Annotated in this window: 26 protein-coding genes; 14 read left to right on the plus strand and 12 right to left on the minus strand. The window is 59.3% G+C overall.

Annotation, left to right across the window (positions count from 1 at the left end; translation table 11 throughout):
• Nucleotides 1-85 precede the first annotated feature (85 nt).
• The 3 genes from katE to R5M92_RS08775 all read right to left on the minus strand — a co-directional run bounded on the left by katE (nucleotide 86) and on the right by R5M92_RS08775 (nucleotide 5210).
• Nucleotides 86-2236, minus strand: a complete 2151-nt coding sequence (gene katE / locus R5M92_RS08765; protein ID WP_346795543.1) for a catalase HPII — start codon at nucleotides 2234-2236, stop codon at nucleotides 86-88.
• A gap of 167 nt (nucleotides 2237-2403) precedes the next feature.
• Nucleotides 2404-3588 carry a Xaa-Pro peptidase family protein gene (locus R5M92_RS08770; RefSeq protein ID WP_346795544.1) on the minus strand — a complete coding sequence of 395 codons (1185 nt, stop codon included), beginning with the start codon at nucleotides 3586-3588 and terminating at the stop codon, nucleotides 2404-2406.
• Nucleotides 3589-3662: 74 nt separating this feature from the next.
• Nucleotides 3663-5210 (minus strand): NAD(P)H-dependent oxidoreductase, encoded by a 1548-nt coding sequence (locus R5M92_RS08775; protein ID WP_346795545.1) that lies wholly within the window; start codon nucleotides 5208-5210, stop codon nucleotides 3663-3665.
• 136 nt (nucleotides 5211-5346) lie between these two features.
• On the opposite strand from R5M92_RS08775, the gene R5M92_RS08780 reads away from it, so the two are divergent.
• Together R5M92_RS08780 and R5M92_RS08785 are read left to right on the plus strand one after the other, a co-directional pair.
• Entirely contained in the window at nucleotides 5347-5778 is a 432-nt protein-coding gene (locus tag R5M92_RS08780; RefSeq protein ID WP_346795546.1) for an SRPBCC family protein, read from the plus strand.
• Between the two features lie 44 nt (nucleotides 5779-5822).
• Nucleotides 5823-6011: a DUF3008 family protein gene (locus tag R5M92_RS08785; RefSeq protein WP_346795547.1), complete on the plus strand. Its 189-nt coding sequence runs from the start codon at nucleotides 5823-5825 to the stop codon at nucleotides 6009-6011.
• Between the two features lie 147 nt (nucleotides 6012-6158).
• Here the strand turns inward: R5M92_RS08785 and R5M92_RS08790 are convergent, their stop codons facing one another.
• A complete protein-coding gene (locus R5M92_RS08790; protein WP_346799312.1) occupies nucleotides 6159-6428 on the minus strand; it encodes a hypothetical protein in 270 nt (89 codons plus the stop codon).
• Nucleotides 6429-6539: 111 nt separating this feature from the next.
• Nucleotides 6540-7151, minus strand: a complete 612-nt coding sequence (locus R5M92_RS08795; protein ID WP_346795548.1) for a LysE/ArgO family amino acid transporter — start codon at nucleotides 7149-7151, stop codon at nucleotides 6540-6542.
• Nucleotides 7152-7297: 146 nt separating this feature from the next.
• Here R5M92_RS08795 and R5M92_RS08800 point away from each other — a divergent pair, with 146 nt between their 5' ends.
• Both R5M92_RS08800 and R5M92_RS08805 read left to right on the plus strand, forming a co-directional pair.
• Nucleotides 7298-8167 (plus strand): LysR family transcriptional regulator ArgP, encoded by an 870-nt coding sequence (locus R5M92_RS08800; protein ID WP_346795549.1) that lies wholly within the window; start codon nucleotides 7298-7300, stop codon nucleotides 8165-8167.
• Nucleotides 8168-8324: 157 nt separating this feature from the next.
• Nucleotides 8325-8468 (plus strand): hypothetical protein, encoded by a 144-nt coding sequence (locus tag R5M92_RS08805; RefSeq protein WP_346795550.1) that lies wholly within the window; start codon nucleotides 8325-8327, stop codon nucleotides 8466-8468.
• A 65-nt stretch (nucleotides 8469-8533) separates the two neighbouring features.
• Here the strand turns inward: R5M92_RS08805 and speG are convergent, their stop codons facing one another.
• The gene (speG, locus tag R5M92_RS08810; protein WP_346795551.1) at nucleotides 8534-9052 is read right to left on the minus strand and encodes a spermidine N1-acetyltransferase; all 519 of its coding nucleotides are present in this window, start codon (nucleotides 9050-9052) and stop codon (nucleotides 8534-8536) included.
• 181 nt (nucleotides 9053-9233) lie between these two features.
• On the opposite strand from speG, the gene ligD reads away from it, so the two are divergent.
• From ligD to R5M92_RS08830, 4 genes are read left to right on the plus strand one after another with little or no spacing between them, the layout of a single operon-like run.
• On the plus strand, nucleotides 9234-11780 hold the full coding sequence (ligD, locus tag R5M92_RS08815; RefSeq protein ID WP_346795552.1) for a DNA ligase D: 2547 nt from the start codon (nucleotides 9234-9236) through the stop codon (nucleotides 11778-11780).
• 52 nt (nucleotides 11781-11832) lie between these two features.
• Nucleotides 11833-12039: a hypothetical protein gene (locus tag R5M92_RS08820; protein WP_346795553.1), complete on the plus strand. Its 207-nt coding sequence runs from the start codon at nucleotides 11833-11835 to the stop codon at nucleotides 12037-12039.
• Nucleotides 12039-12815, plus strand: coding sequence for a Ku protein (locus R5M92_RS08825; RefSeq protein WP_346795554.1), 777 nt, complete (start codon nucleotides 12039-12041; stop codon nucleotides 12813-12815). Before R5M92_RS08820 ends, R5M92_RS08825 begins: the two co-directional genes overlap by 1 nt.
• Nucleotides 12808-14070: a Ku protein gene (locus tag R5M92_RS08830; RefSeq protein WP_346795555.1), complete on the plus strand. Its 1263-nt coding sequence runs from the start codon at nucleotides 12808-12810 to the stop codon at nucleotides 14068-14070. Before R5M92_RS08825 ends, R5M92_RS08830 begins: the two co-directional genes overlap by 8 nt.
• 112 nt (nucleotides 14071-14182) lie before the next feature.
• On the opposite strand, the gene R5M92_RS08835 is transcribed toward R5M92_RS08830, so the two are convergent.
• Nucleotides 14183-16225: a TonB-dependent receptor family protein gene (locus R5M92_RS08835; protein WP_417338645.1), complete on the minus strand. Its 2043-nt coding sequence runs from the start codon at nucleotides 16223-16225 to the stop codon at nucleotides 14183-14185.
• Between the two features lie 196 nt (nucleotides 16226-16421).
• On the opposite strand from R5M92_RS08835, the gene R5M92_RS08840 reads away from it, so the two are divergent.
• The 3 genes from R5M92_RS08840 to R5M92_RS08850 all read left to right on the plus strand — a co-directional run bounded on the left by R5M92_RS08840 (nucleotide 16422) and on the right by R5M92_RS08850 (nucleotide 18189).
• Nucleotides 16422-16595 (plus strand): YqaE/Pmp3 family membrane protein, encoded by a 174-nt coding sequence (locus tag R5M92_RS08840; RefSeq protein WP_346795557.1) that lies wholly within the window; start codon nucleotides 16422-16424, stop codon nucleotides 16593-16595.
• Nucleotides 16596-16770: 175 nt separating this feature from the next.
• A complete protein-coding gene (locus tag R5M92_RS08845; RefSeq protein ID WP_346795558.1) occupies nucleotides 16771-17856 on the plus strand; it encodes a PA0069 family radical SAM protein in 1086 nt (361 codons plus the stop codon).
• A gap of 33 nt (nucleotides 17857-17889) precedes the next feature.
• Nucleotides 17890-18189, plus strand: coding sequence for a winged helix-turn-helix domain-containing protein (locus tag R5M92_RS08850; protein ID WP_346795559.1), 300 nt, complete (start codon nucleotides 17890-17892; stop codon nucleotides 18187-18189).
• A 15-nt stretch (nucleotides 18190-18204) separates the two neighbouring features.
• Here R5M92_RS08850 and R5M92_RS08855 read toward each other — a convergent pair whose 3' ends face one another.
• Entirely contained in the window at nucleotides 18205-18696 is a 492-nt protein-coding gene (locus R5M92_RS08855; RefSeq protein WP_346795560.1) for a DMT family transporter, read from the minus strand.
• Between the two features lie 396 nt (nucleotides 18697-19092).
• Here R5M92_RS08855 and R5M92_RS08860 point away from each other — a divergent pair, with 396 nt between their 5' ends.
• Entirely contained in the window at nucleotides 19093-19479 is a 387-nt protein-coding gene (locus R5M92_RS08860) for a septal ring lytic transglycosylase RlpA family protein (RefSeq protein ID WP_346795561.1), read from the plus strand.
• On the opposite strand, the gene menA is transcribed toward R5M92_RS08860, so the two are convergent.
• A complete protein-coding gene (menA, locus tag R5M92_RS08865; RefSeq protein WP_346795562.1) occupies nucleotides 19480-20352 on the minus strand; it encodes a 1,4-dihydroxy-2-naphthoate octaprenyltransferase in 873 nt (290 codons plus the stop codon). It abuts the gene before it with no gap.
• A 187-nt stretch (nucleotides 20353-20539) separates the two neighbouring features.
• Here menA and R5M92_RS08870 point away from each other — a divergent pair, with 187 nt between their 5' ends.
• Entirely contained in the window at nucleotides 20540-21430 is an 891-nt protein-coding gene (locus R5M92_RS08870) for a bile acid:sodium symporter family protein (RefSeq protein ID WP_346795563.1), read from the plus strand.
• Nucleotides 21431-21653: 223 nt separating this feature from the next.
• Nucleotides 21654-21860 (plus strand): cold-shock protein, encoded by a 207-nt coding sequence (locus tag R5M92_RS08875; RefSeq protein WP_346795564.1) that lies wholly within the window; start codon nucleotides 21654-21656, stop codon nucleotides 21858-21860.
• Between the two features lie 77 nt (nucleotides 21861-21937).
• Here the strand turns inward: R5M92_RS08875 and R5M92_RS08880 are convergent, their stop codons facing one another.
• The 3 genes from R5M92_RS08880 to R5M92_RS08890 form a co-directional block, all read right to left on the minus strand.
• Nucleotides 21938-22792: a putative RNA methyltransferase gene (locus R5M92_RS08880; RefSeq protein ID WP_346795565.1), complete on the minus strand. Its 855-nt coding sequence runs from the start codon at nucleotides 22790-22792 to the stop codon at nucleotides 21938-21940.
• Nucleotides 22789-23706 carry a DMT family transporter gene (locus R5M92_RS08885; protein ID WP_346795566.1) on the minus strand — a complete coding sequence of 306 codons (918 nt, stop codon included), beginning with the start codon at nucleotides 23704-23706 and terminating at the stop codon, nucleotides 22789-22791. The genes R5M92_RS08880 and R5M92_RS08885 overlap by 4 nt, the downstream gene beginning before the upstream one ends.
• Nucleotides 23707-23845: 139 nt before the next feature.
• Complete coding sequence (locus tag R5M92_RS08890; protein ID WP_346795567.1) at nucleotides 23846-25636, minus strand: mechanosensitive ion channel family protein; 1791 nt, start codon at nucleotides 25634-25636, stop codon at nucleotides 23846-23848.
• Between the last annotated feature and the right edge of the window lie 323 nt (nucleotides 25637-25959).

Genomic DNA, 25959 nt, shown 5'->3' on the forward strand with positions numbered 1-25959 from the left:
GATAAAACGTCCCGCGACCACTCCCCCTTTGGCGGTGAGGATCACGAGACGTCGATGGTCAGCGAATCTGCGTAACTACATCACATCAAGCGGGCATCATATTCGCTTTATCGTCACGAGACCAAACCCGGTGCTTGCCTAGCGCTTCGCTGAAGTTAGCAAATACGTCCTGAAGATCGGCCCCGCAGATTATACCTTCCTCCTGCACCGGCACATTGGCGGCCGCCAGTAGGCGCTGGCCTTCGCCGAGCGCGGCGATCACTTTCAGGTGCTTGTAGGCTTCCTGCACGTAGTAGCGGCCGAGCCCGGATTTCGCCAGCGCATCGACACTCTGCTCGCCCGCGGCCACGATTACCGCATCCACCGCGACAGAGGGCAGGCCATTGAGCATGGCATCCGGCGTTACCGACTTGCCGTTGCTTGCCTTCACCGGCGACATGGTAGGCGCGATTATCATCGCCTCGGCGCCTTCCGCATCGAGCTGGCTCTTGATGGCCTCCACCTGCTTTGCATCGACACCATCGGCCACCAGTACCGCCACCTTGCGCATGGCAATGGACTCGGGCAAGCGAGCCATCAAGGTCAAGGCCGTGGAGCGGGAGAGCGAACTATGGCCCAGTTCATCCGTTGACGCGGGCTTCTGGCTGGGAGCCTCAATGCCGTGCATCTCCCCTACCCGGCGCGCCAGTTCCAGATCGATATTGGGCAGGATCTCCTTGATCACCCGTTCGCGAATCCATGGCCGCTGGACTTTCGACAACTCGAAGGTATAGGCGGCGATGATGTGCTCTTTTTCCACATCCGACTGGCTGTTCCAGAACAGCGTGGCCTGGGAATAGTGGTCGCCGAAGGAGCCGCTGCGGGCGCGCACCTTGTGGGCATCGATGCGTTCGTAGTGGGACTCGAAACCACCATGCTCCGGAGCGGGTGGCGTTTCGCTCGGCCAGCCGCCGTCGATCGAGTTGGGCTCGTAGGATGCCTGCCCCTTGTTGATGGTCTGACGGTGCATGGAATCGCGCTGGTTATTATGAAACGGACACACCGACTGGTTGATCGGGATTTCATGGAAGTTCGGCCCGCCCAGGCGCAACATCTGGGTATCGAGGTAGGAAAATAGTCGCCCCTGCAGTAGCGGGTCGTTACTGAAGTCGATCCCTGGCACCACATGGGCAGGATTGAACGCCACCTGCTCGGTCTCGGCGAAGTAGTTGTCGGGGTTGCGGTTGAGTACCATCTTGCCGATCAGAGTGACCGGCACTTGTTCTTCCGGGATGATCTTGGTGGGATCGAGGATATCGAAATCGAACTTGTGCTCGTCCTCTTCCTCGACCACCTGGACACCCAGTTCGTATTCGAGGAAATTGCCGTTTTCGATATCCTCCCACATCATGCGGCGGTTGAAGTCGGGATCGCGTCCCCAGAGTTTCTGCGCCTCGTCCCAGATCAACGAGCAGGTGCCGGCCAGCGGTTTCCAGTGGAACTTGACGAAGCGCGACTTGCCCTGCTTGTCGATCAAGCGAAACGTATGCACGCCGAAGCCTTCCATGTTGCGATAGTGGCGCGGGAACGCGCGGTCCGACATGGTCCACAGCACCATGTGGGTGGATTCCGGCATCAGCGAGACGAAATCCCAGAATGTATCGTGAGCCGATTGGCCCTGAGGAATCTCGTTATGCGGTTCAGGCTTCACGGCATGGACGAAGTCGGGAAACTTGATCGCATCCTGGATGAAGAACACCGGCATGTTGTTGCCGACCAGGTCCCAGATTCCCTCGTCGGTATAGAACTTGGTGGCGAAGCCGCGCACGTCGCGCACGGTATCGTTGGAGCCCCGCGAGCCCTGGACGGTGGAAAAGCGCACGAAAACCGGCGTTTTCTTGCCCGGGTCCTTGAACACCCCCGCCTTCGAGTACTGTGCAGCATTTTCGTAGGCCTGGAAATAACCATGGGCCGCCGCGCCCCGCGCATGCACGATGCGCTCGGGGATACGTTCGTTGTCGAAGTGGTTGAGTTTCTCGCGGAAGACGAAATCTTCCATCAGGGTGGGACCACGCTCGCCCGCTTTCAGCGAGTTGTGGTTGTCGGCAATGCGCGTCCCGTGATTGGTGCGCAGGTCGTGTCCTTCGGCGTCGCTGCGGTATTTTTCCAGATTGTCCGACTTGCTCGTTTCACTGGTGGTGAACTCCGTATCGTGCGGCCCACTGCTGTTGGGGTTGGTATGCGGGTTGTTCGCCATTAACTCGTCTCCTGTCGGCTGTTGTCGGCTGTTCTCCCAAAGTAGTTGGGCTCCGTCTCACTGCGCAAACCCCGCATGGCTCCAATTCACCTATTGATGCCATTGATAAAAGCTATTGCTTTTCGCGTCTTATCTTTTTTTCGAGCCTTAATTGATTCACCGGCGCCTTAGAATTTCTCCTCCAGTTGCCAGCTGTTATCGGTAAGCGGCACGGCACCCTGAGAAGTCACCTGGACCGTATCACTCAAGCCGATACCCCACTGCCCCGGCAGGCGTAGGCACAGCGGTAGGTGGAAAACCATATCGGCACTGAACCTGTGCTGTTGCCCCCGGGCGATGAAGCCGCTCCCTTCCACCCAACTGGGCGGAAACTGGGCGCCTACTGCATAGCCGAACACGCCGGAAAAGAAGATTCTGTCACGCCACGGTGCCAATACGGCCTCCGCCGCCCGGGCAGCCTGGTCGAAGGTATTACCGGGACGCATGGCCTGGCACAGCGCCTCGAATAGTTCGCGACACAGGTCACGTATCGCCTGCATCTCGGCACTTGCCCGGCCCGCGACGACGGTGCGCATCATCGGCGCGGTATAGCGCTGATAAGCGGAACCGAATTCGAGAAATACCGGGTCGTCGGTTCCGACCACATGGCGTTTATGATTGACGTGAATGATGCTGATCCGCCGACCCACGGTGACGATCGGCTGCAGGCTCATGAATTCGCTCCCCGCCTCGAGCAGCGCCCGGGAGCCTTCCGCGGCGATGGCGTTATCGGTCACACCAGGGCGAACCATCGCAATAGCCGCCTTGAGGCCAAGCGAGGTGATGCGCGCGCTCTCCTTGAGGCACTCGAGCTCCGCTGGAGTCTTCACCACCCGCACCCCGTCGAGTACGTCACCACCTTCCTGAAAGCGCCCGCTACCCAGGCGATGCTGGAGTTGGCTGACGATTCCGTGACGCAAGCCGGCGCTCCAGCCATCCAGGCCGATGGCACGATATGGAGCCAAGACATCGCACAACGGGTCGATCACCTCGTCCACCCCCTCCCAGCGATAACCCAGCACTTCATCGACCCGTGCCGTCACCACTGCCGGCCCGGTCTCGATGGAGGGGACCTGCAAGACACTGTGGTGAGCCGAGAACACCAGGCAGGTATGCACCGAGACTTCAAAGGTGTGATAACCGGTGAGATAGTAGATATCCACCGGGTCCGTCAGCAGTAGTGCGTCCATCCCTGACGCTTGCATGGCGCTGCGCACTCGCTCGCAACGGGAAGCGAGTTCCGCAGGGGGGAAGGGAAGCTCGGTGGACTTCAACTGCGTTTCAAGGGCGTGGCGATAGGCAAGGTAATCCATGGGAGACTCCAGCGATGGGCCGACCCTTTGAGTGTAGAGTCATCTGCAAATTGCAGAGTTATCTGAAACGTTCTTCATAGTTGGAATAACGGAAACAGCCCGAACCACAGCACATAGACCAGCGAGACGATCATCAGACCATCCACTCGCGCTGAAACCTGAGTGCCTGCCGCTCGCTTCGAGCGTCCAAGTTCGCGATATAACCAGGCGCTGAGTACAGCGGCATGAGGCACCACGACGTAACCGATGCCGGCAAAAGCGCCACCGGCGACTTCCAGCCATTGCCAGACAACGGCGACAATGGCGGAAGCCAGCGTGAAGCCGAGTGCCACTTTCAACGCTCCTTCCCTTCCCAGCCTTACCGCCAGGGTACGCTTGCCCGCCGCCGCATCGGCTTCGAGGTCGGGCAGCCCCGAAAGCGTGATCGAAGGAGGGATCGCCAGCATCAACGGCAAGCTCAGAAGCCATGGCGTCAGCGCGTACCAGGCGCCACCGAAAAATACATAGCCGCACAGCAACACGCCGATGCTGTGGGTCAGGGCGACGTCCAGCTCGCCCAGCCCGCGATAACTGAGCTTCAAGGGTGGAGCGGTATAGCCCAGCGCCAACACCGCAAGCACCGCCAGCACTGCGACTACGCTCACGGCAGACCCCGGCGTCAGCATCAACAACCAAGCCACACTAGCCACCAGACCCAGCAGCGCGACGGCGATTCCACCTTTTACCGCACGCACGCTCAACAGCCCTTCCACCAGCACCCGTGAGCCGCCGGTGAAGGTACTGTAGAAACGATTGCGCCGGTCGCTGCCCAGGTCGACCACCTCGTTGGTAAACACCGTCGCCGCTTCCAGCAGAAACAGACACAGATAACCAACCCAGAACAGCAATGTGCTGAATACATTGGTATTCGATACAGAAATGCTCGGGGCAGCAGCAAGCGCGCCTATGCTGTACGCCACCCAGGTCATGGGATAAAACTGCAACCGCAGCGCCTTGAGCCAGGCCCCGGCCTTGTGCCGCAGCCATTCTGCGGTGGTGATTCGGCCCCGCTCCAACTGGCGACCCTGGTACTTGGTGCGAGACAACCAAGTCTGGCGCTGCTTGGGCGAAGACTCCTTGACCGAACCGCACACCATCGAGCGTACCGGATGCATGCCGCAGAACCCCAGCGTGGCCCGAGCCAGGGCGTTGCGGCCCGGCTCGCGGTAGATCAATCGATGGATAAGCGGTGGCGTGTCCATGGTGGTGATCAACTGGGCCGAGCGCCCCTTGAGCAGCCCTTCGTAGCCGATACCGCCTTCGCAGGTGTTGAAGGTCACGCCCGGCAACAGAATACGATCCAGAAACCCCTTGAGCAGCGCGGGCGGGCCGCCCCACCACGTGGGATAGACCAGTACCAGGTGATCCGCCCACAGCAGCCACTCCAGCGCTTGCTGTAGATCGGCCTCCAGCGGCTGCTGGTTGGGGGACGGCGGGTGAACGTCGGGATCGAACTTCAGATCGACAAGGTCCAGGCGACGCAGCTCCACACCCGCCGCCTGGGCGCCTTCGCTATAGGCGTCGGCCAAGGCACCGCACAAACTTTCCCGGCGTGGGTGGCCGAGGATCAACAGGACATTCATGGGTTTTCGGCTCCCTGGCGTCTTGTGCTTCCCTTCTCCATTTGCCTCATGCCATTCTCCATGAACCTATTCTCAATGACTCCTGTGCCATTCCTTCGGAGCCCAATTGAGAAGCCAACCGGCGAGGCGATGTGCCATGCCCACTCTGCAACATAGCGCCGATATCAGAGCCGAACGTGAAGCGGTCTTCGCCCTGGTGAGCCGTGTGGAGGAGTTCGTGGATTACAGCGACTTCATAGACACCATAGTTCGCCTCGATGATGCTCGCTACCTGTGGCGGGTCCGTATCGCCGGAGTGCCGCTGCGCTTTGATATCGTCATCACCCAATCCTGCGCGCCGGAGAGCTTCGCCTGGCGTTCGGTCAGCGGTGTTTCCGCCTGGGGCCATTTTCATTTCGCCCCGCTCCAGGGCGGCACACGCATTCATCTAAGCCTGAATTACCGGCTCGACAACCGTCTTCTCGAACGCACCGTGCAGCTTGCCGCCAAGCCCATGCTGCGCAGGCTCAGTCGCGACATCATCGCGCAGCTGGAGTGCCGCTTGGCCAATTCGCCGAAGGCGGACTAAGGTAGGGAGATCAGTCATGATTTCACTAGAGGGAGGACGCGACAATGCCGGCAAAATCCAAGGCACAGCAGATGGCCGCAGGTGCGGCGCTATCAGCCAAGCGCGGCGAGACCAAAGTGAGTGAACTGGAAGGCGCTGCCAAATCCATGTACGAATCCATGGACGAGGACGAGCTGGAAAAGATGGCCTCGGCCCAACGCAAGGGCAAGCCGGAACACGATAACAATTCGTGAGCGTTTCCGCATACGGCCAATCGTGGCCCTGCCCCCATGTATTAAAAACATGTATTAAAAACGTGTATTAAAACCGTGTCTGAAAAACACAGTATCAAAAAAGCCGCCCTCACCGAGGACGGCTTTTTCACTTTCTTGCGAATCCTTTCACTTGCAGGGCACGACCTTGCGCATGGTGTCCTTGGCCCAGAGCATCTGCCCATCGGGCGTTTTGCCATGCTCATTCCAGCGTTCGGTGGTCTCCACGCAGAACGAACCGGCATCGTCGATACGTACTTCGGGGTTGGCGGGGCGTTCACCACCAATCCTCAGGATGTCGGGATTTTCCGTCGTGTAACGCGGGGCGATAGTAGTACCGGCACAGCCAGCGGCAAGAGCGGCCACCAGCAGAATGGGTAAACAGCGGCGCAAAGGCATGTTCACGAACCCTCGAGATAATCGGTTGACGTTCCGGCAGATGTTGCCGGTAGCGCTAAATAGCACTGGCGCCGCAACCGAGTCAATATTTTTCGACCACAGTTTATCCTGTTAACCAGCTACACCATTGAAAGCAAGATGAAAAGCAATCGCCGCCATCATCAAGCCGATCACACCATCGATCGTGCGCCAGGCCCACGGACGCGAAAGCCAAGGGGAAAGCGCCGATCCTCCCCAGGCCAATAAGCTGAACCAGAGGATGGACGCCGTACCGGCACCGGCAACGAAGACCCCAGCACTCTCCTGTTGGGCACCGATCGACGGGATCAACAGCAAGGTGTCGAGATAGACCTGGGGGTTGAGTACCGTAACGGCCAGGGTGGCAAGCAGCACCTGTTTCAGGCTGCGCTCCCCGGAGGCCGATAACGCCAGTCCCTGCCTGCCCGAGAGAGCCCGAAAAAGGGCCTGACCCGCCAACCAGCCAAGAAACGCCACACCCACCCAGCGCAACACTTCCATGGCGCTGGGAAAGGTCAGCAGCAGCGCCCCGACGCCGAACATGCCTGCGGTGAGCAGCAGCAAGTCGCTACTCATGCAAAGGCCAGCCGACCACCAATGATATTCACGGCGAACCGCCAGGCCCAACACATAAGCATTCTGCGCGCCGATGGCCACGATGATCCCGCCGCACACCAGCAGCCCGGTAAGATAACTTTCCAGCATGTTCGTATCCCTTCGCTCTTGTCCCGGTCCCGGCGCAAATGATCTGCAGGACCCTGGGTGTTATGGCGGCAAGCATAACGACAAGCCGTTATACTGAAAAATCATCCTGCTAATGACACATCAGTTTTTCTTATAACGGAAATCCCATGCTGGACTACAAATTGCTCGAAGCCCTGGCCACGGTTATCGAGTGCGACGGTTTCGAGCGCGCCGGAGACGCCTTGGGGCTTTCCCAGTCGGCGGTTTCCCAGCGTATCAAGGCCCTGGAGATCCGCCTGGGTCAACCGGTATTGCTACGCCACCCTCACCTGCAGCCGACACCGGCGGGCCGCCGGCTGCTCAACCACTATCAGCAGGTGCAACTGCTCGAACGCGACCTGCGCGGTACGCTCCCCACCCTGGAAGAAGCCGCACCACGCCTGCGTATCGCGCTTAACGCCGATAGTCTGGTGACCTGGTGGGCCGATACGGTCGGCCAGTTTTGCCAAGCCGAGGGGTTATTGCTGGATCTAGTGATCGAGGATCAAGACGTCGGCTTGAAGCGCCTGCGCGACGGCGATGTCGCAGCCTGCCTGTGCGCCAGCGCCCAACCCATCGCCGGAGCGCGCTGCGTTCCTCTGGGCAAGATGCTCTATCACCCCTTCGCCACGCCCGACTATATCGAGCAGTACTTTTCTCACGGGCTGAAGGCAGACGCCTTTCGCCACGCCCCGGCCATCGTCTTCGGCCCCCACGACCGGCTCCAGCACCGCTTTCTGGAACAGTACGGTTACCATGGCACTTTCCCCTACCATCTCTGTCCCTCCTCCGAGGGGTTCGTCAGATTGGCAACCGCCGGCATGGGATATGGCATGATGCCGTGGATGCAGGTAGCGCCGTGGGTGGAACAGGGGCTACTTGCCAGCCTCGCCCCGCAACAGCCTCTCGAAGTTCCGCTTTACTGGCATTTCTGGCGCCATAGTGGCCAGGCCCTGGATCGCTTGACCCAGATAATCGGCAATGTGCGCCTGCAATAAATCGAATCGAGAACGAATAAAAATATTTTTTAATCAATCACATAACTTAAAATCTACAAGCTTGAACAGCCATGATCGCTCTATTCGGGAAATAATGCTGCAGCGCAACAAAACAGGTCTATACTGGGGGGAGCGTCCCTACAGGAGGACCTAAACCATGGATACCAATTCAACACCCATCACAGCACCAACCACTACTCCTCTGGCCTATCCCTTCGATAGTGAAGTCATGGAGTTCTGGGCACAGCAAGCCTATTGGCATCTTGTCGCTCACGACGCCCTCGTCATGCATCTGCGGTGAATTTCGGCTGACCGGTCGAGTTTACCCAGCACTACCCTCCGCCCGGCCTGGATTGCCGGGCGGCTTTATAATGCGCCGAGATACGTCTCCTGCAGGATGTACATGCGCTTCACATCGCGGTACTTGCCGTTAATGAAGAACTCCTGCACCAGATGACCTTCCTCGATAAACCCCGTTTGCCTATACAGATGAATCGCCTTGACGTTTTCCACGGCGACGATCAGAAAAATCTTATGTAAATTGAGGATCGTGAACGAGTAATGCAGTGCCTGGTGAACCAACTCCCGGGCGAAACCCCGCCCCTGATATTGCGGCGTCACGATGATCTGGAACTCCGCACTACGGTGGATATAGTCGATCTCGATCAGCTCCACCAGACCGATCGGCTCTCCCGTACTGCTTTCCGCCACGAATCGCCTTTCGGCATTGTCGTGAATATGCTTGTTATAGAGTTCTTCCAGTTCGTCGAATGATTCGTACGGCTCCTCGAACCAGTACGACATGATGCTCTGGTTGTTATTCAATTCATGCACGAAGCGAAGGTCGTTGCGCTCCAGGGCCCTGAGCTTCAGATCCGTTTTCATGCGCGCTCCTATCGATTCCTTTCAAACATTTATTCCATATCAAGCGACTGTTGTCAGGCAGATTCGTACCTTGCTGTTCCGGTCTCCTTCCCGCTCTCCTCCCGTAACCGAAGTTTGGCGTCGCTGCCTGGCTTGACTAGGCTGAGAAAATGGCAGGCATACCAGGCTCAAGGAATCGACGATGGAGAAGCTCAAGGAGTATCAGCGCAAGCGCAACTTCGACACGACTCGCGAGCCCGCCGGAAAACTCCATGGCGACGTCACTGCCGGGCGCCTGTATGTCATGCACAAGCATGCCGCCAGCCACGACCATTTCGACCTGCGCCTGGAGCAGGACGGCGTACTGCGCAGTTGGGCGCTGCCCAAGGGGCCGAGCCTTGAGCCCGGTGAAAAACGCCTGGCTGTTCATGTCGAGGACCATCCGCTGGAATACGGTGATTTCGAGGGTGTCATTCCCGAGAAATCCTATGGCGGCGGTACCTCCATGATCTGGGATCGTGGCGAGTGGCAACTCAACGGCAAGCAGAAACAGGATCGCATCGACTTCACTCTCGACGGTGAAAAGCTCAAGGGGCGCTGGACGCTCACCCGCATGCACGGCAGCAAGGAGAAGGACGACAAGCAGTGGCTGCTGATCAAGCGCAGCGACGAATCCAGCCGCCGATCTTCGGTAAGCGTGGATGACGACCGCAGTGTCGTCAGCGGGCGCAGCATGGCGGAGATCGCCGCGGATCGCGACAATGTATGGACCAGCGAAGGCGCCACCGCCACGCCCTCCTTGCCCGAGGTTGCCTCGCTGAAAGGCGCCGATAAGGCCGCTCTGCCCCGGCAACCCCAACCGCAGCTCGCCACTCTGGGCCGTGAAACGCCGGACACCGGCGAGTGGATACACGAAGTGAAGCTCGATGGCTACCGGGTCATGGCCCGGCTCGAAAAGGGCAAGGTGCAGTTGATTACCCGCAACGGCAAGGACTGGACGCATCGTTTCCCCAAACTCGCCGAGCGCCTGGCCCAACTACCGGTGGAGTCCGCCCTGCTCGACGGCGAAATCGTGGCCTTGGCCAAGGATGGCATCAGCAGTTTTCGCAAGCTTCAGGAAGCCCTCAGCGCTTCACGCACCAACGCCTTGGTCTATCAGGTATTCGATCTCCCCTACCTGCAAGGCTACGACTTGAAGCGGGTCCCCCTTACCGAGCGCAAGCAAGCCCTGTCACAACTTCTCGCAGCGAGTGGCTTACGCGGCGATGGCCAGGTGCGCTACTCCGATCATCTGGATGCCCAGGGTCCCGCCTTCTTCGACCAGGCTTGCCGCCTGGGGCTCGAAGGCATTATCAGCAAGCGCGCCGACAGCCGCTATCAGGAGAAACGCAGCAAGGATTGGTTGAAGATCAAGTGCGCCAGTCACGAGGAATTCGTGCTCGGCGGCTATACCGACCCCAGCGGCTCGCGCAGCGGCTTCGGCTCCCTGTTGATGGGCGCGTTCGATGCCGACGGCGAACTCGAGTATGCCGGACGCGTGGGTACCGGCTTCAGTCACCGCCAGCTGGAAAGCCTGAGCGCCACACTCGAGGCGCTGGAAACGTCGCGCTCGCCTTTCAACGGGCCGGTACCAGATGCGCGCGCCACCCACTGGGTGCGGCCCGAGCTAGTCATCGAGGTGGAGTTCACCGAACGCACCCGCGACGGCCGCTTGCGCCACCCGACGTTTCGCGGCCTGCGCGAGGATCGCAACCCGGAGGAGATTCGCATGACCCCGACCAAGGCCGCGCCTGTCGAGACGGCATCATCTAGTTCCGCCAAGCCGTCGACTTCCCGGCGAACCAAGAGCGGCGAGGCGCAGGTCGCGGGAATGCGCCTGACCCATCCCGAGCGCGTCCTGTTTCCCGAGCAGGGTGTGACCAAGCTCGACCTGGCGCGTTTCTACGAGAGCATCCATGAATGGGTGCTGCCGCAACTCGCGAGGCGCCCTCTCTCGCTGGTGCGCTGCCCCCAGGGACGCACCGACGAGTGCTTTTTCCAGAAGCACCCGCGTGTCGCCATTCCCGCTTCCGTACCCCGGGTGGAGATCGCCGAGAAGGAGAACCGCACCAGCGAGTACGTCTATGTCGAGACGGCGGCAGACCTGGTCGGCCTGGTCCAGGCCGGCGCATTGGAGATCCACCCCTGGGGTAGCCGCATCGACGATATCGAGCATCCCGACATTCTGGTATTCGACCTCGACCCCTCGCCCGGGGTGGGCTGGAAGGAGATCCTGCGTGTCGCCCGGACGCTGCACGAACGCCTGGAATCGCTGGAGCTGACGAGTTTCGTGCGCACCACCGGCGGCAAGGGCCTGCACCTGGTGGTGCCGCTGGAGCCCAAAGCCGACTGGGACCAGGCCAAGGCGTTCTCCAAGGCGGTGGCGCAGCAGCACGCCGAGGCGGACCCCAAGCGCCTGACCGCCAGCATGTCCAAGACCAAGCGCGAAGGCCGGTTGTTCATCGATTACCTGCGCAACGGCCGCGGCAATACGGCGGTGGCATCTTATACCGTGCGCGCCCGTGAAGGGGCGCCTGTGGCCGTCCCGGTGCGCTGGGACGAGCTCAACGCCGCGCTGAGGGCCGACCGCTACAACACCGACAACCTGCGTCGGCGCCTGTCGGCTCTGCGCGAAGACCCGTGGGAAGGATTCCGCCAGGCGGCCCGCCCCCTCGATGCCAAGCGGCTCAAGGCAGTGGGTGTGAAATGACGCCAAAGGGTGAAATGACGCCAAGGGGCGAGATAATCCCGAGGAGAGATAAATGTCCCGACATGCGATAGAAAGCGAAACCCCATGGTGGCTGGAGTCCGGTCCCGAGACCTGCCAGTTCTGCCAGCACACCTTTCATTACGAGGCTGGTTATCACTGTATCCACTGCGATCAGCCGATCTGTCCGCTATGCGTGATGGAACTGGAGGATTCCCGTGACACCGTGTGTCCCGCCTGCCGGGACGAGGGGGCGAAATAATGGCCGCACGGACGATGTGGAAAGGCGTGATTCGCCTGGGTGAAGCCGGCGTTCCGGTCAAGCTCTACTCGGCCATCCAGGATCAGAGTGTGCATTTCCGGCTGCTGCATGAAAAGGATCGCTCCCCGGTCAAACAGGCCATGGTCAATCCCGAAACCGATGAAGTCGTTCCTTATGCCGACATTCGCCGCGCCTATCGCACCAAGGAGGGCAGCCTGGTGATGCTCGACAAGGAGGAACTCGAATCGCTGGAACCCGAGCCTTCCCGGGATATCGAAGTCGTCGCTTTTCTTCACCCGCACGTGATCGACCATCGCTGGTACGACCGCCCCTATTACCTGGGACCCGATGACAACGATGAAGACTACCGGGCCTTGATCGCGGCGCTGGAACATAGCGGTAAAGAAGGCGTGGTCCGCTGGGTGATGCGCAAGAAAGCCTATATCGGCGCGCTACGCCTGCATCAAGGCGTACCCATGTTGATGTCGCTGCGCAACGAGGAACAAGTAGTGTCCGCCGACTCCCTGGAGCCGCCCAAGGGCAAGAAGCTGGATTCCAAGGAGCTGGATATGGCCCGGCAACTGATTGGCATGTTGGAAGCTCCATTCGAGCCCGAGGAGTACCACGACCAATACCGCGATCAGGTAAAGGAGATGATCGCCGCCAAGCAGCGTGGCGAAAGCGTCAAGGTCACTCCGATCCGCCGCCCCAAGCCTTCCAGCGACCTGTCCAAGGCGCTGGAAGCCAGCCTGAAACAGGAGCGCAAACGTGCCTGACAAACGCTCTTCGAAAAACCGCAAGCAGGGTAAGGACAACACCGAGAACACGGATGACAAGAAGCGCTTTCATGCCAGCGGCCCGCGCCCTTTCTGGTCCGGCACCATCACCTTCGGCCTGGTCAGCCTATCGGTGAACCTCTACCCGGCCAACCGCGCCAAACCGGTCTCGCTGCGCATGGTGGATAAGCACGGCACGCCGCTGGCACGCCGCTATTTTTGCCAGAAGGAGCAGCGCGTCCTCGAAAGCGATGAACTGATCCGCGGCTACGAGGTGGAAAAGAACGAGTTCGTGGTAGTGGAGGATCGCGAGCTGGAGGAACTAGCGCCGGAGAAGTCCCAGGAAATCGACCTCAAGCGCTTCGTCGGCCTCGACGAGATCGACCCGATGTATTTCCAGCGCGCCTACTTTCTTGCCCCCGACAAGGGCGTTACCAAGGCCTACCGCCTGCTGGCAAAGACCATGGAGGAGTCGCAGCGCGCCGGTATCGCCAGTTTCGTCATGCGCGGTAAGGAGTATCTGGTGGCGATCATCGCCGAAAAAGGAATCCTTCGCGCCGAAACCCTGCGCTTTGCCGATGAGCTGCGCTCCCCCGACGATATCGACCTTCCCCAGGAAGACACGACAAGCAAACAGGACTCTCCCGACAAGAAACGTATCGAGCAGTTCGAAAAAGCCATTGAGTCACTCTCCACCGATACGCTCGAGCGCGAGCTGCTCGAGGACCAACATAGCCACGACATCCTGGAGCGGGTACGGGAAAAGCTCGCCAATGACGAGGATGTATTCGATACGCCGGATGAGCCCGAGCCCGAAGATGAGCAAGGTGGCGAAGTCATCGACCTGATGCAGGTACTCAAGCAGAGCCTTTCTCAGGGCAAGCCACCCCAACAGGACGAGGCGAGCGAGCCCAAAGCCAAGGATAAAAAAGACAAGGACAAGAAAAAGAACAAGAAGAAGGCCAAAAACAAGGACAAGGACAAGGACAAGGACAAGGACAAGGACAAGGACAAAAAGAGTAAGCGCAAAGACAAGGATAAGAAAAAGGAGAAGGAGAAGGAGACGAAAAAAGTCAAAGCCAAGGCCGAAGACAACGATACAAAAGCGCGCAAGAAACCCTCACGAACCGCAAACCAGGACCTTGCCGCCCTATCGAAACAAGAGCTTTACCAACGTGCCCAGGAAAAGCAGATTGCCGGACGCAGCACCATGAGCAAACCGCAACTGGTGGAAGCGCTACAAGAGCAACAATAATGATAGGCAGTGCCATGTCCTTCCCGAAATAACCGAGCCCCGCTGCGTGACGCAACGAAACAGGCCGCCCTAAGGTGGCCCGTTTCACTGCGTCACTAACCTCGTGTTCGGTTCAGAACCCAAGCTCCAGCCCGGCGTAGAAGGTACGCCCCGCTGCGGGCTCGTAGAAACGCCCGTAATTGCCGTTCAAACGCACATTGGCGTAATGCTCTTCATCCAGAAGGTTGCGAATTCCGGCGTAGGCCTTGAGCTGCGTGTCATCACCGAGCCACCAGCCATCCCCGGCGCGCAGGTTGACCAGCCAGTAGCCGTCGACCTCGGTCTCGTTGGCGTTATCCGCCACCATGTCGCCGGTGTACTGGGTTTCCAGGGTGGCGAAACGCTCGTCCATGCCCTGCCAGGAGAGCCGGTTGACCCAGACCTGTTCGGGCAAGCCGGGAATTCGCTTGCCGTCGAACGCCTCGTCCTGGGTCGAGAAGCTGTCGAACTCGTAGCGTGCCAGGGTCAGGGCGCTATCCAGTCGCCAGTTCGCCGCGAACTGCCAGCCCAGGGCCACTTCCACGCCGTCGCGCTCGGTATCACCGGCGTTCTGGTAGAAAGTGCGCCCATCCGGCCCGTCGTAATAGGGCACCAGTTCGTCGCGTACGCGCACCGAAAACAGCGCCACGTCATAATCGAGCCCGTTGGCGAAATTGCCGCGCAGCCCCAGCTCCCGGTTCCAGGCTTTTTGCGGCTCAATGCCGGGATTGAACCCGCCTCCTTCCGGATTGGCGAATTCGGAAAACGTCGGCGTCTCGAAGGCCGTCCCGGTGTTCACATACGCTTGATGGTCGGGCAGGTAACGGTAGCTGAGCCCCGCCGAGCCGCTCCACTCGTCGAAGGTGCGCCGGCCGCTCTCGTCGCCGTCGTCGAGAAAGGCATCGTCCACCTCCAGCTCTACCCGGTCGAACCGCGTACCCAGCGACAGCGTGATCTCTTCGCTGACGTCGAGATCACCCTGGACGAATACGCCCGTCGAGGTAGCGGTCTGGGTTTCGTCGGCGGATTCTGCCAGGGCGCGCCCCTGCGCATCGACATCGCGCCGCCAGCGATCGTCCTCCTGACGTGCCGCCTCGACTCCCGCCACGTAGCGCAGCGGCATGTCCGCCAGATTCAGGGCTTGGTGGTACTCCGCACCAAAGCCGTAATAGTCACGCTGGTAGCCGATCAGGCTATCACCCACGTAGGGCAGCTGCTGCTCGAAATCGCGCTGGGAGATAAACCCTTTCACATGCAGCTCGCCGGGGCCGACGGCGAGATCCTCGTACTGCAGCGCTACCAGTTGCTGGTCGACGCTCTGCCCGGCATCCAGAGCCAGGGAGTTGGGAGCGGCCTGGTCGCGCCCCTGCGCCACTTCATCTGCCTGCAGGGCGCCGGGGTCTTCCGAACGCGGGTTCTCGAGCAGGTTGACGATGGCCGTCAAGGCGCGCTCGCTACCCAGCTCCCGGCGCAGCTTGGCATTGAGCAGATACTTCTCGGTCGAACTCTGTTCGCGGTAGCCATCGACGTTGAGCGCCGACAGGCTGACATGGTGGGACCAGTCTCCCTGGCGCCCTCCGGCCTGCAGCGAGGCCTTGCGATAGCCGTCGCTGCCGCCCTCGATACGCAGGCTCGGGCGGGTCTCCTCGCGGCCATCCCGCGTGGTGACGGAAATCACCCCGCCCGCGGCATTGCCGTATAGCACCGAAGAGGGGCCGCGAATCACCTCGATGCTTTCCGCGCTGTCGAGGTCGATGGCGTCCAGCTGCGCCTGGCCATCGGGCAACGTATAGGGAATGCCATCGACCATGACGGTGATGCCACGTACCCCGAAGGGCGCCCGCGCCCCGAAGCCGCGGATGGCGATACGCTGGCCCTGGGCGAAATTATCGCGATTCTGTAGGAACACCCCCGGTACCATTCTCAGCGTCTCGTCCAGGCGCACGCGCTGTTTTCCCTGCTGTATCTCGGTTTCATCGATGGTCGAAACGGCAGCGGGCGTGGCGTAGAGCTCTCGTTCCAGGCGTGGCGCGGTGACTTGCAGGGTCGGCATGCTCGTCTCGCCGGTTTGTCCCCACGCCTGGGTCGTGGCAACACAGCTGAACAAGCAAAACGAGGTGGTAATAAATTTAAACACGGGGGTCCCTCCCAGGAGCGATACTTGCTAAATAGATGCTGACGAAACGTCACAGGAATACAGTCTAGCCGCTGACGAAACCAGTGAACGTTATTCTCGACGACATGTCATAACGGAACGGCTTATCGTCGATAAGTTTGACGTCCATGCCTACACTTGCAAGACGCAATTCTTCACTGGAAGCAAAGGAGGCTTCATGGCATTTACCGCGACCGATCCCATCAAGATGATTTTTGCCATTATCCTGCCGCCCGTCGGCGTTTTTCTGGAGGTCGGCCTGAAAGGCCATTTCTGGTTGAATATTCTGCTGACCTTGTTCGGCTTCATACCGGGCATCATTCACGCGTTTTACGTAATTTTGAAACACTAGCGTTCTGAAGCACCAGCTTCGTCTCGCCTCATTCGGTAGCGCTGTGCATGACGTGCTGCGCCTAACCCAGTCCCGGCGGCCTTCCAGGCCGCCGGTTTTGTATTTGCCAATACGCCAATGCACTTTATACTGTATATAAATATAGCTTTAAAAGCATTTATACAGGAGCAGGCGCATGCACGATCCGCGGCCAGATAGCGCCAGCCAGACGGTGCGCAAGGGGCGCGGGGCCACCTACGACCCGCACAATCGCTTCGCTCCCAGCCGAGTGGTCGAGGAAGACGATGGCTGGTGGCAGGAGCCGATCCCCGACAAGTTGCCGACCCAGGTGCGCGAAGAACCCAGCAAGAGCGCACTTTCCTGGAATCGTTCGCCCGATCTTGCCTTCGACCGGTCGTTGAATCCTTACCGGGGCTGCGAGCACGGCTGTATCTACTGTTTCGCCCGGCCGAGCCACGCTTACTGGGACTACTCTCCGGGGCTGGACTTCGAAACCAAGCTGATCGCCCGCACCGGCCTGGTGGAGCGCCTGCGTGAAGAGCTGTGTAAACCCGGCTACGTCTGTCGCCCTATCAACTTGTCCGGAAATACCGACTGCTATCAGCCGCTCGAGGCCGAGCGACGCACTACCCGGCAATTGCTGGAGCTGCTGCTGGAGTGCCGTCATCCCGTCACCTTGGTCACCAAGAGCTCGTTGATCCTGCGCGACCTGGAGCTCCTCTCGGCAATGGCGGAGCAGCGCCTGGTAAGGGTATTCATCAGCCTGACCAGCCTGGATAACCAGCTGAAACGCACACTGGAGCCGCGCACGGCCGGGCCTCGGGCGCGCTTGCGCATCATGGAGGAGCTGAACACGGCCAGTATTCCCGTGGGCGCCTTGGTTTCTCCAGTGATTCCGGGGTTGACCGATCATGAACTGGAAGACCTGCTGGAGGCCGCTAGCCGAGCCGGCGCGCGTACCGCCAACTGGATGCTGCTGCGACTGCCCCATGAAGTGGCGCCGCTCTTCGAAGCCTGGCTCGAGGCTCACTACCCGGAGCGTGCCGCCAAGGTCATGAGCCTGATTCGCCAATGCCGCGGCGGCAAGGATTATGACGCCCGCTTCGGCCACCGTTTTCGTGGCGAAGGTGTTTTCGCCGACATGATCAATCAACGTTTCAGGCGCGCCAGCCGCCGGCTGGGGCTGCAGGACCGCACGGAAATGGGCCTTGATACCCAGTCGTTTCGCCCGCCCCATCCCCAGGGCGATCTATTCCGCTAGAATGCTCATTCGATTTTGACTTCGGGAATTCTCATGGCTAGTGCTCTCAGCAAGACCAAGTCCAGCTTCTACCGCCGCCTGTACGTGGCGTACCTGATCGACCAGGGTGTCGCAAGCGTTCCCGCGCTGATCGAAGCCACCGGCATGCCAAGACGCACCGCCCAGGACACCATCGTCTCGCTGGCGGAGCTGGACATCGTGTGCGAGTTCGAGAAAACCGAGGGAGAGCGCCACAATAGCGGCCAGTATCGCATTCTTGAGTGGGGCGCCATCGACCCGAGCTGGGTCGCCGCCAACGCTCAACGCCTGCAGACGGCGCTGGGCTATGGCTAAGCTCTCGGAAGACCGCTATTTACCGGCCGCGACCGGGGCGCTGGAAGATGTTGCCAGCACGATTGCCACCCCTACCAGCATCACGACGATTCCCACCAGCCGGGCGGCACTGGCCGGACGCCGGGGCAGGCCTACCAGGCCGAAGTGATCGATCACCAATGAGGCAAGTATCTGCCCGGCGATCAGGCACACCATCAAGCCGGTGGCGCCAAGGTGGGGCGCCAGAATCAGCGAAGCACTGACATAGAACACGCCTACGAAGCCGCCGATCCAGACCCACGGGGGCAAGTGAAAGGTCTGGGTAACCGCTGGTGCCGGGGCTCGCAACACCAAGAGCATCACCAGTACCAGCAGAAAACTGACCAGCAGCGAAACGGCGGACGCCCAGAACGGATGCCCGAGAGCTCGTCCCAGGGCGGCATTGCTGGGGGCTTGAAATGGCATCAGCATCCCGGCCACCAGGGCCACACCGACGAAGAGCAAGTTCATCAGAACAGGGTTGGGCATTACAGCGTTATCCTTTTAGCTGTAGAAAAATGGGCTGTGTAAATGGTGCAGCCTCACACGAATCCTAGCAGGCTAAACGATTGAACCCCGCTTGCAAATTTGCTCCTTCCCCGCCCCCGGCTTCAGTGGAAGCGACTCGATTTTCCGAGCTTACGGCACGCCACCTCTGCTGCATTGCAAAATTCCATCCTAGCAATTGCTCTCCTTGCGTCCAGGTTAACCGACTGAATAACAGACGAAATAATTGAACCCAGCGCAACGTCTCGCAACTGTCGCGATCTGCATCGATCTTGCAAAATTTGCCCAATCTTGCCAGGAAGGCTAAAATTGCCCTGCCTATCCGGCTCCTCATCGATGAACGCGAAATCCGCTACACGAGAACCATGAGGTATCCCTATGGGAACCCAAAGCAAATTGATCAACAGTGTATTCCTGGCGACTCTACTAATCGCCGGAACAGTCGGTAGTGCTTCCGCGCACAGCACGACCGCCAAGCCTCAGGAAGGCGTTGCTTCCTACTATAGCGACCGCTTCCAAGGCGCCACTACCGCCAGTGGTGAGAGCTTCAACCAGCAAGCGTTGACCGCCGCCCACCCAAGCCTGCCCTTCGGCACCAAGGTTCTGGTCTCTCGGCCGGATACCGGTCAGGAAGTGGAAGTGCTGATCAACGATCGTGGACCCTATGTAAAAGGGCGCATCATTGACCTGTCCAAGAGCGCTGCCAGGGAGCTCGGCATGATCCACCGCGGCACCGCTCCGGTAATGGTCACATTGGTAAACTGACTACACGCTGGCGGGTACAAGGCGCACCCCCAGCCAGGCCGCCATCACCAGCGAATAGAGTGCCGTTTGCCCCAACACCGGGTTAAGTGACGCTCCATCGTATCGCCAACATTTCCTGTTCAGCGCCAATGCCGCCACGCAAGCGATACCCCATGCCGCCCATAACCAAGGCGAATGCGCCACGGCTGGCGTTACCAGTAATGGCACCAGAGTCAAGGCGGCAAACAGGCCACGGGTGGCACTCGGGCCCAGGCGTACCGCCAAGGTCAACTTCCCGGCGCGAGCATCCGTATGGCGATCACGCAGATTATTGACCACCAGGATAGCGGCCACCGGCAGTCCTATCAGCACGGCAGCCATTACCGCCTCGGCATCGATCGGGCTCTGTTGGGCCAGCAGGCTGCCCAGCACCGCTACAGGGCCGAAGAACAGCCACACAGCGACCTCTCCTAGACCTCGGTTGGCATAGGGCCGCCGCCCACCGCTGTAACCCAGCACACCCAGGATCGATAGCCCACCCAGCCACCAAAGTAACCAGTGGCCGAAGATGACTAACCACAGCCCCGCCGTCACGGCAATGACCAGTGTCAGCATCAATCCTCTCCGCAGCTCAGCGGCACTCAACAAACCTGACTCCATGGCGCGTACAGGCCCCAGACGGTCGGGTTGGTCTACCCCTGAAAGCCCATCGAAGAGATCATTGGCCAGATTCACCGCTACCTGCAACGATAGCGCGCAGACCAGGCACAGCAGTGCGATCAACCAGGAAAAGCTACCGGGCGCCACCAACGCCTGGCCCAGCAGCACCGGGCCCACTGCAGCCGGAAGAGTGCGCGGGCGCAGCGTCTGCCACCAGATCTTCGCTCTGCTCATGGCTGAGGTGTCTTGAATGTTGCGGATACTGGTCATTCGTTCTCTGATTTAATGGGGGGAAGCCTAACCCACGGCTAGATACTGTGGTTTCGTTTCTGGGTCTAATACTATGGTAACAGCTCGAACGCCACGGCCACCCTGAACGAACGATGACACCAGAAAGATCAAGCCACAGCAAGGAGTCCGGATGTCCGCCGAATGGTTGTCCCAAGTATTACTGCCCTGGGTACTCGCCAGCGTGATGATGGCGATGGGCCTCAACTTGACCAGAGCCGACTTCACCCACACCTGGCGTCATCCGCGCCGCATACTACTGGGTACCGGCCTGCAGATCATTGCGTTACCACTGCTCGCCTGGGCGCTCGTCCTGCTATTACCGCTACCTCCGCTGGCCGCCGCCGGCTTGCTGCTGGTATCGCTGGTACCCGGCGGCGCCACGTCGAACATGTTCAGCTTCCTGGTGCAGGGCGATCTGGCCCTGTCAGTCAGCCTGACCGCCATCGCCGCCGTGCTCGCCCCCTTCACCCTGCCGTTGATCATGGGCTGGAACCTGGAGCAACTGGGTCTGGATGGCCAGGGTATTTCACTGCCCTACTGGCATACCGTGGGGCAGCTTTTGCTGGTCACGCTGGTGCCGGTACTCACCGGCATGCTGTTGCGCCGCGCGCTCGGCGAGCGCCCCCTGGAATGGATACTGCCCAAGGTGAAGGTACTCACCGGGTTGGCCATGATCGCGGTGGTGTTGGCGCTATTCGTAAGCCACGCCGAGCGGCTGCCCATGCTACTGAGCATCGAGACACTGGCCGTGCTGCTGATGTGTGTCCTGGGCATGGCCCTGGGCCACTTGGCGGCACGCCGATTGCGCCTGCCCCATGCGAGCGTGCGCGCCATCACCGTCGAAGTCGGCGTACAGAACGCTGGTGTGGCGATGATGGTGGCTTTCGTCATCCTGCAGCAACCGGCCATCGGCCTGGTGCCGTTGCTCTACGGCCTGTTGATGAATGTTCCCGTATTCTTGTGGATGCTCGCCTGCTTCTGGCGAGATCGTCAGGTTGCGATAAGTCCCGAGCGATCATGATCTTCGTCGCGTCTCCACAAGGCTATCAGCAAAATAAACACGATAACCTTTGACCCGCCGGGCAATGCATGACACTGTGGCGCCAGTTGATTAGCAAGCAGCATGGTTTCAGAAGCGTACGATATCTTTTCGGCAGCCTGTAATTGTATTCCTTGTTTTATCCGCTATTACTCTGGGTAACACCAGGAACTTCATACAGCGCATTTGCGCGAGAGGATTTATTATGTCTACTGGCACAGTCAAGTGGTTCAACGATACTAAAGGTTTTGGTTTCATCGCTCCTTCCGATGGTGGCGAAGACCTGTTTGCCCACTTCTCCGAAATTCAGTCCGATGGCTTCAAATCCCTGCAGGAAGGCGCAAACGTTTCGTTTGACGTCACCCAGGGCAAGAAAGGCCTTCAGGCGTCCAACATCAAGCAAATCTCCTAACATTTATTGTTAGCAGTTTGCTCGAATCCTTCGGGGTTCGGTTACAAGGCCCGCTCATGCGGGCCTTGTTGCGTTTGCTAGTCGCGCATCCACGTCGTTATCCGCACGTCCACCGTCACCTTGAGCGCCTCGAGCGCTGCCGCCCGTTCGCGCCCTTCAGGACTGGCGCGGTAGAAATGCGGCGTCATCGCCAGCAGGTCGGCAATCGTCTCTGCCCCATCGAGCTCTAGCGAATAGCGGATATCTTGCGTGTCCTGGTGGACGAAGCCTTCCAGCTTGTCAACGTGGCTTGCGCGCTCGGGTTTCAATACCGGGTAGATAATCTCGCGTAGCTCGCGCAGGTGGCCTGGCCCCGCCTCGACTTGAAGCAACTTGCCGCCGGGTTTCAGCACCCGGGCGAACTCGCCATGGACCGGGAAGCCGAACAGGCACATGAGCCTATCCAGCGTACCCGACTGCACGGGCAGGCTGGCATTGCCACCCACCACCCAGCGAGCTTGAGGCGTTCGCCTTGCATCCTGCTTCGCGGCGGCCAATACCGCCCACTTGGAGATATCCAGCCCTATCAGCGACAGCGGTCGGGTAGCCGGCGCGGCGGCGGCCAGCCGTCGCAAGTAGTAGCCTTCGCCACAGCCTGCGTCCAGGCAACTGAGCGGTGCCCTGCTTGAGCTGCCGCTCAGCACCGTTTCGCTAACGGCATCCGCGACCGGCTGATAATGCCCCGCGTCAAGAAAGCGCTGCCTTGCGGCCACCATGACCTTGCTGTCGCCCGGGTCACCGGAGCGCTTCTGCTGCACCGGCAGCAGATTGACATAGCCCTGCTTGGCGATATCGAAAGCATGCCCTGCTGCACAGCGCCACCCGCCGCCGTCAAACTGTAGTGGATCGCCATCGAGGGGGCAGGCCAGCGCCTGGAAAGGAGTAATGCTCATAGGGCGTCATTGCCTTGATAGAGAGTGTGCCGACGACGAAAGTTGAGCGTCACCATCGAGACCCCGACGATCACCATGAACGCGCCGGTAAGCTGGTGGATGCTGACAGGCAGCCCCAGCACGCCATAGCCAAGCGCCATGGTCGCCACGGGCAGCAAGTTGAGTGAAGTTGCCGTTCGACTGGGGCCGACCAGCAGTAATGCTCGGTTATAACAGAGCAACGCCACCAAGGAGGGCCCGAGTCCCAGATACAGCATGGCGCCAATAGCCCCGCCATCGAGCTGCCAGCTGACGTCAGAGAGAATATTTTCCAATACGGCCAGGGGAAGAAGAAACAGGACCGCCATGCCCGTCATCGGTACCAAGGAAGCATAGAAGGGAACTCTGCCCAGCCATTGACGCGCTGCCAGCGAATAAAGCACCCAGGAAGCGATGGCCCCCCCTACGTAGGCATCACCGATCTGCAGGCGCTGCAATATGACCCATGGCTCGCCTTGTGTCACCACCCAGGAAGCACCCAAGGCAGACAGCAGGATGCCCAGCCATTTGATGCCGCCGAGCCGCTCGCGGAAGAATAGCGCCATCATCAGCGCAGTCACGGCCGGTATCAAGCTTTCCAGGACCGCGACATTGGCCGCCTCGGATGTCTGCAACGCCGAGTAGAGCGTGGCATTGAACAACGCCATCCCGGTGACCGCCATGACCGCCAGCGCCTTGACCTGCTCGCGCAGGTGGTGCCGCTGCCGCCACGCGGCATGGCCAAAGCAGGCCAGCACCGCGAGAAACGCGACCAGCATTCGCCCCAGCGCCAAGGTCAGCGGTGGCAAGCTGTCCGTCGCCAGCTTACCTACCAGCAGATTCCCGGCAAAAAGCAGTATGACGACCAGCAGATAACCAAAGGCGTGAATGGGCATGAACACGCTACCTGAACCGGATAAAAAACACTATTTTCAGCGCTGTGGGGGCAATATACGCCTTACTGCGCCAGCGAGCGTACGGTAGAGGTTTTAGCAAGCCAGGGCAAATCAAGAGAATGTCCTGGCGACATGCCGCTCATGATTGGTTTTCTTCCGATGAGTCCTTTTTCGATGAGTCCTTTTTCGATGAGCCGTCTTCAGATGGGACTTCTTCAGATTTTTTTGGCGCTGATGACATGCGAACCCTCGGCTTTTCACCGATAGCGATATCGTTCTGGCCGACTACTACCACTTCTCTTGGCCACCATTCGGGATGTTCATTGCGAATGAAGGTCATGATTTTCTCACGCACATTCATTTCCGCCATCCAGCCCGACATCGGGTCCGACGACATGAGATAGCCTGTGATTTTCTGAGTCGTCTCGGTTTGTCCCGTCACGTAGAGCAACAGCTTATGATGCTCGATCACATTGTCTTCATCCTTGGCGTATTCCAGGAATTTTTCTCTAAGAAGCTCGATATCGGCACTCAAGTGCAGGATCAGCTCCATGCTACGGTACATCTTCGCACTCTCGACCGAGAGGTTCTCGAAAGGCTTGGAAACGAAATAGGTAACCGGCACGATCAACCGACGCTCGTCCCAGACTCGCAAGCGAATGAAGGTGTAGAAAATGCCTTCGACATAGCACCACTGCCCTTCAAACATTATCAGGTCGCCGATACGGATGGGTTTTGCCAGCGACAATTGGAACGAGGAAAGTATATTGCCGAGTACAGCCTGACCCGCAATCCCCACCAGTACCGCCAATACACTGGCCGACGCCAGCAAGGACAGACCTAACGTTTCGAAAAGCTGGATCTGACTGAGTATGTAAACCGAAACGGCGATCACCGTGAACAAGATGATGAACCGCCGCAGCGCATAAAGTGAAGTCAGTAACTTACGGTCATCCTTGGACTTGTTGTCATCGATCTCACCCACCAGGTGCCGAGTCATTTTCAGCATGAGGGTATCAACGAAGCGAAGCGCGATAGTGCCGGCCCCCCACGCCAGAATGGCAATCAGCAGGACTCTGAATGATGTGGTTGCCACGGCCGAGAAAGACACCACATAGTTCAGCAGTATCTGGGTAACCACCGACATGACGATAAGCGACATCGGCATCTGAATTCGACTGAGAAAAATAGTGAATACGCTACCGTGCAACCAGTGCGCTATCAGCCCGACAGCAGCATAAACCCCCCACCCCACCGCGGCGATCAACAGCAGGAAAACTGGAATGGCAATCCATTCCCACAGCCTGAGCATTCCAAACGAAGCCTTCAAACGCTGCGGAATATACTTTTCCACCATTGAAGGACCGTAATCCTCGTAAAGCAGTGGGATCGACGAAATACTGTCTGGCATGATCAGCCAGACAGGGTCCTGGTCATCAACCCGAAACCGCCCCAGACGAATATCATAAGCTTGGCCATCGGCCTTGAGCGACGCCAACTCGATGTTGCGGCGTGGCTGACCTGCCAGCGGATTCTCCCCCGCTGAGCTCTGAATAGCAGCATCCTGGCGTCCCGAGAGGCTGGAAACGTTAAGCCACTCGCCACGCTTGAGTACTTCGGACAACTGTCTGGCTAACTGCGGCCCTCTCTGCTGCTGCTCTTCACGAGGCATTTCGGAAAGATTGAGGATATGGGCCGCCGACGCGAAATCCTCGTTCTCGACAAGCTCTAGAAAACTGCGGATCGATTCGCGTGGTGTTCTCCGCTTGACCTCGTCGGGTACCTCACCAAGCCCGGCATTCAACGAATCGACGGAGAACCACTGTGCAGTCTCGACATCATCGCTCTGCTCCTGCGCCATGCCGAAGCTTGCGAATGTGAACGCCACTACCAACACTACCCACGCAAGCCATGCGCCGTTGACTTTCATACATGCCTTATTCAGTGAAATGAGTCGTCATTCCTCACCACTTGCCAAGCTGGACTCGACCAGCTTTCCCTGTCTTGGCATGTCGCCGACACAGCCCGTGGTGGGACCCGGTAATGGGACAAAGTACAGCCCACCTTTTCTATCGAAGCAAGGCGCAGCCTGAAATCCTTCATCACTCATGATCAGAACAAGCATTATTTCTTGACCAATAAGCCGCCAAATAGCGTGCGGCATCGCAGGGTCTTTTGGTTAACACTTCTCGCGTCAACTATACTCCGGCCGAATGCTTACGCTATCGCCCTTGGTACGTGGCTTGCAGCACG

The organism is Halomonas sp. Bachu 37 (assembly GCF_039691755.1).
In the GTDB taxonomy this organism is placed as follows: Bacteria; Pseudomonadota; Gammaproteobacteria; order Pseudomonadales; family Halomonadaceae; genus Vreelandella; species Vreelandella kashgarensis.

Coding starts and splice junctions, on each gene's coding strand:
- katE (WP_346795543.1), bottom strand. CDS start 2,236: ATGGCGAACAACCCGCATACCAACCCCAACAGCAGTGGGCCGCACGAT.
- R5M92_RS08770 (WP_346795544.1), bottom strand. CDS start 3,588: ATGGATTACCTTGCCTATCGCCACGCCCTTGAAACGCAGTTGAAGTCC.
- R5M92_RS08775 (WP_346795545.1), bottom strand. CDS start 5,210: ATGAATGTCCTGTTGATCCTCGGCCACCCACGCCGGGAAAGTTTGTGC.
- R5M92_RS08780 (WP_346795546.1), top strand. CDS start 5,347: ATGCCCACTCTGCAACATAGCGCCGATATCAGAGCCGAACGTGAAGCG.
- R5M92_RS08785 (WP_346795547.1), top strand. CDS start 5,823: ATGCCGGCAAAATCCAAGGCACAGCAGATGGCCGCAGGTGCGGCGCTA.
- R5M92_RS08790 (WP_346799312.1), bottom strand. CDS start 6,428: ATGCCTTTGCGCCGCTGTTTACCCATTCTGCTGGTGGCCGCTCTTGCC.
- R5M92_RS08795 (WP_346795548.1), bottom strand. CDS start 7,151: ATGCTGGAAAGTTATCTTACCGGGCTGCTGGTGTGCGGCGGGATCATC.
- R5M92_RS08800 (WP_346795549.1), top strand. CDS start 7,298: ATGCTGGACTACAAATTGCTCGAAGCCCTGGCCACGGTTATCGAGTGC.
- R5M92_RS08805 (WP_346795550.1), top strand. CDS start 8,325: ATGGATACCAATTCAACACCCATCACAGCACCAACCACTACTCCTCTG.
- speG (WP_346795551.1), bottom strand. CDS start 9,052: ATGAAAACGGATCTGAAGCTCAGGGCCCTGGAGCGCAACGACCTTCGC.
- ligD (WP_346795552.1), top strand. CDS start 9,234: ATGGAGAAGCTCAAGGAGTATCAGCGCAAGCGCAACTTCGACACGACT.
- R5M92_RS08820 (WP_346795553.1), top strand. CDS start 11,833: ATGTCCCGACATGCGATAGAAAGCGAAACCCCATGGTGGCTGGAGTCC.
- R5M92_RS08825 (WP_346795554.1), top strand. CDS start 12,039: ATGGCCGCACGGACGATGTGGAAAGGCGTGATTCGCCTGGGTGAAGCC.
- R5M92_RS08840 (WP_346795557.1), top strand. CDS start 16,422: ATGGCATTTACCGCGACCGATCCCATCAAGATGATTTTTGCCATTATC.
- R5M92_RS08845 (WP_346795558.1), top strand. CDS start 16,771: ATGCACGATCCGCGGCCAGATAGCGCCAGCCAGACGGTGCGCAAGGGG.
- R5M92_RS08850 (WP_346795559.1), top strand. CDS start 17,890: ATGGCTAGTGCTCTCAGCAAGACCAAGTCCAGCTTCTACCGCCGCCTG.
- R5M92_RS08855 (WP_346795560.1), bottom strand. CDS start 18,696: ATGCCCAACCCTGTTCTGATGAACTTGCTCTTCGTCGGTGTGGCCCTG.
- R5M92_RS08860 (WP_346795561.1), top strand. CDS start 19,093: ATGGGAACCCAAAGCAAATTGATCAACAGTGTATTCCTGGCGACTCTA.
- menA (WP_346795562.1), bottom strand. CDS start 20,352: ATGAGCAGAGCGAAGATCTGGTGGCAGACGCTGCGCCCGCGCACTCTT.
- R5M92_RS08870 (WP_346795563.1), top strand. CDS start 20,540: ATGTCCGCCGAATGGTTGTCCCAAGTATTACTGCCCTGGGTACTCGCC.
- R5M92_RS08875 (WP_346795564.1), top strand. CDS start 21,654: ATGTCTACTGGCACAGTCAAGTGGTTCAACGATACTAAAGGTTTTGGT.
- R5M92_RS08880 (WP_346795565.1), bottom strand. CDS start 22,792: ATGAGCATTACTCCTTTCCAGGCGCTGGCCTGCCCCCTCGATGGCGAT.
- R5M92_RS08885 (WP_346795566.1), bottom strand. CDS start 23,706: ATGCCCATTCACGCCTTTGGTTATCTGCTGGTCGTCATACTGCTTTTT.
- R5M92_RS08890 (WP_346795567.1), bottom strand. CDS start 25,636: ATGAAAGTCAACGGCGCATGGCTTGCGTGGGTAGTGTTGGTAGTGGCG.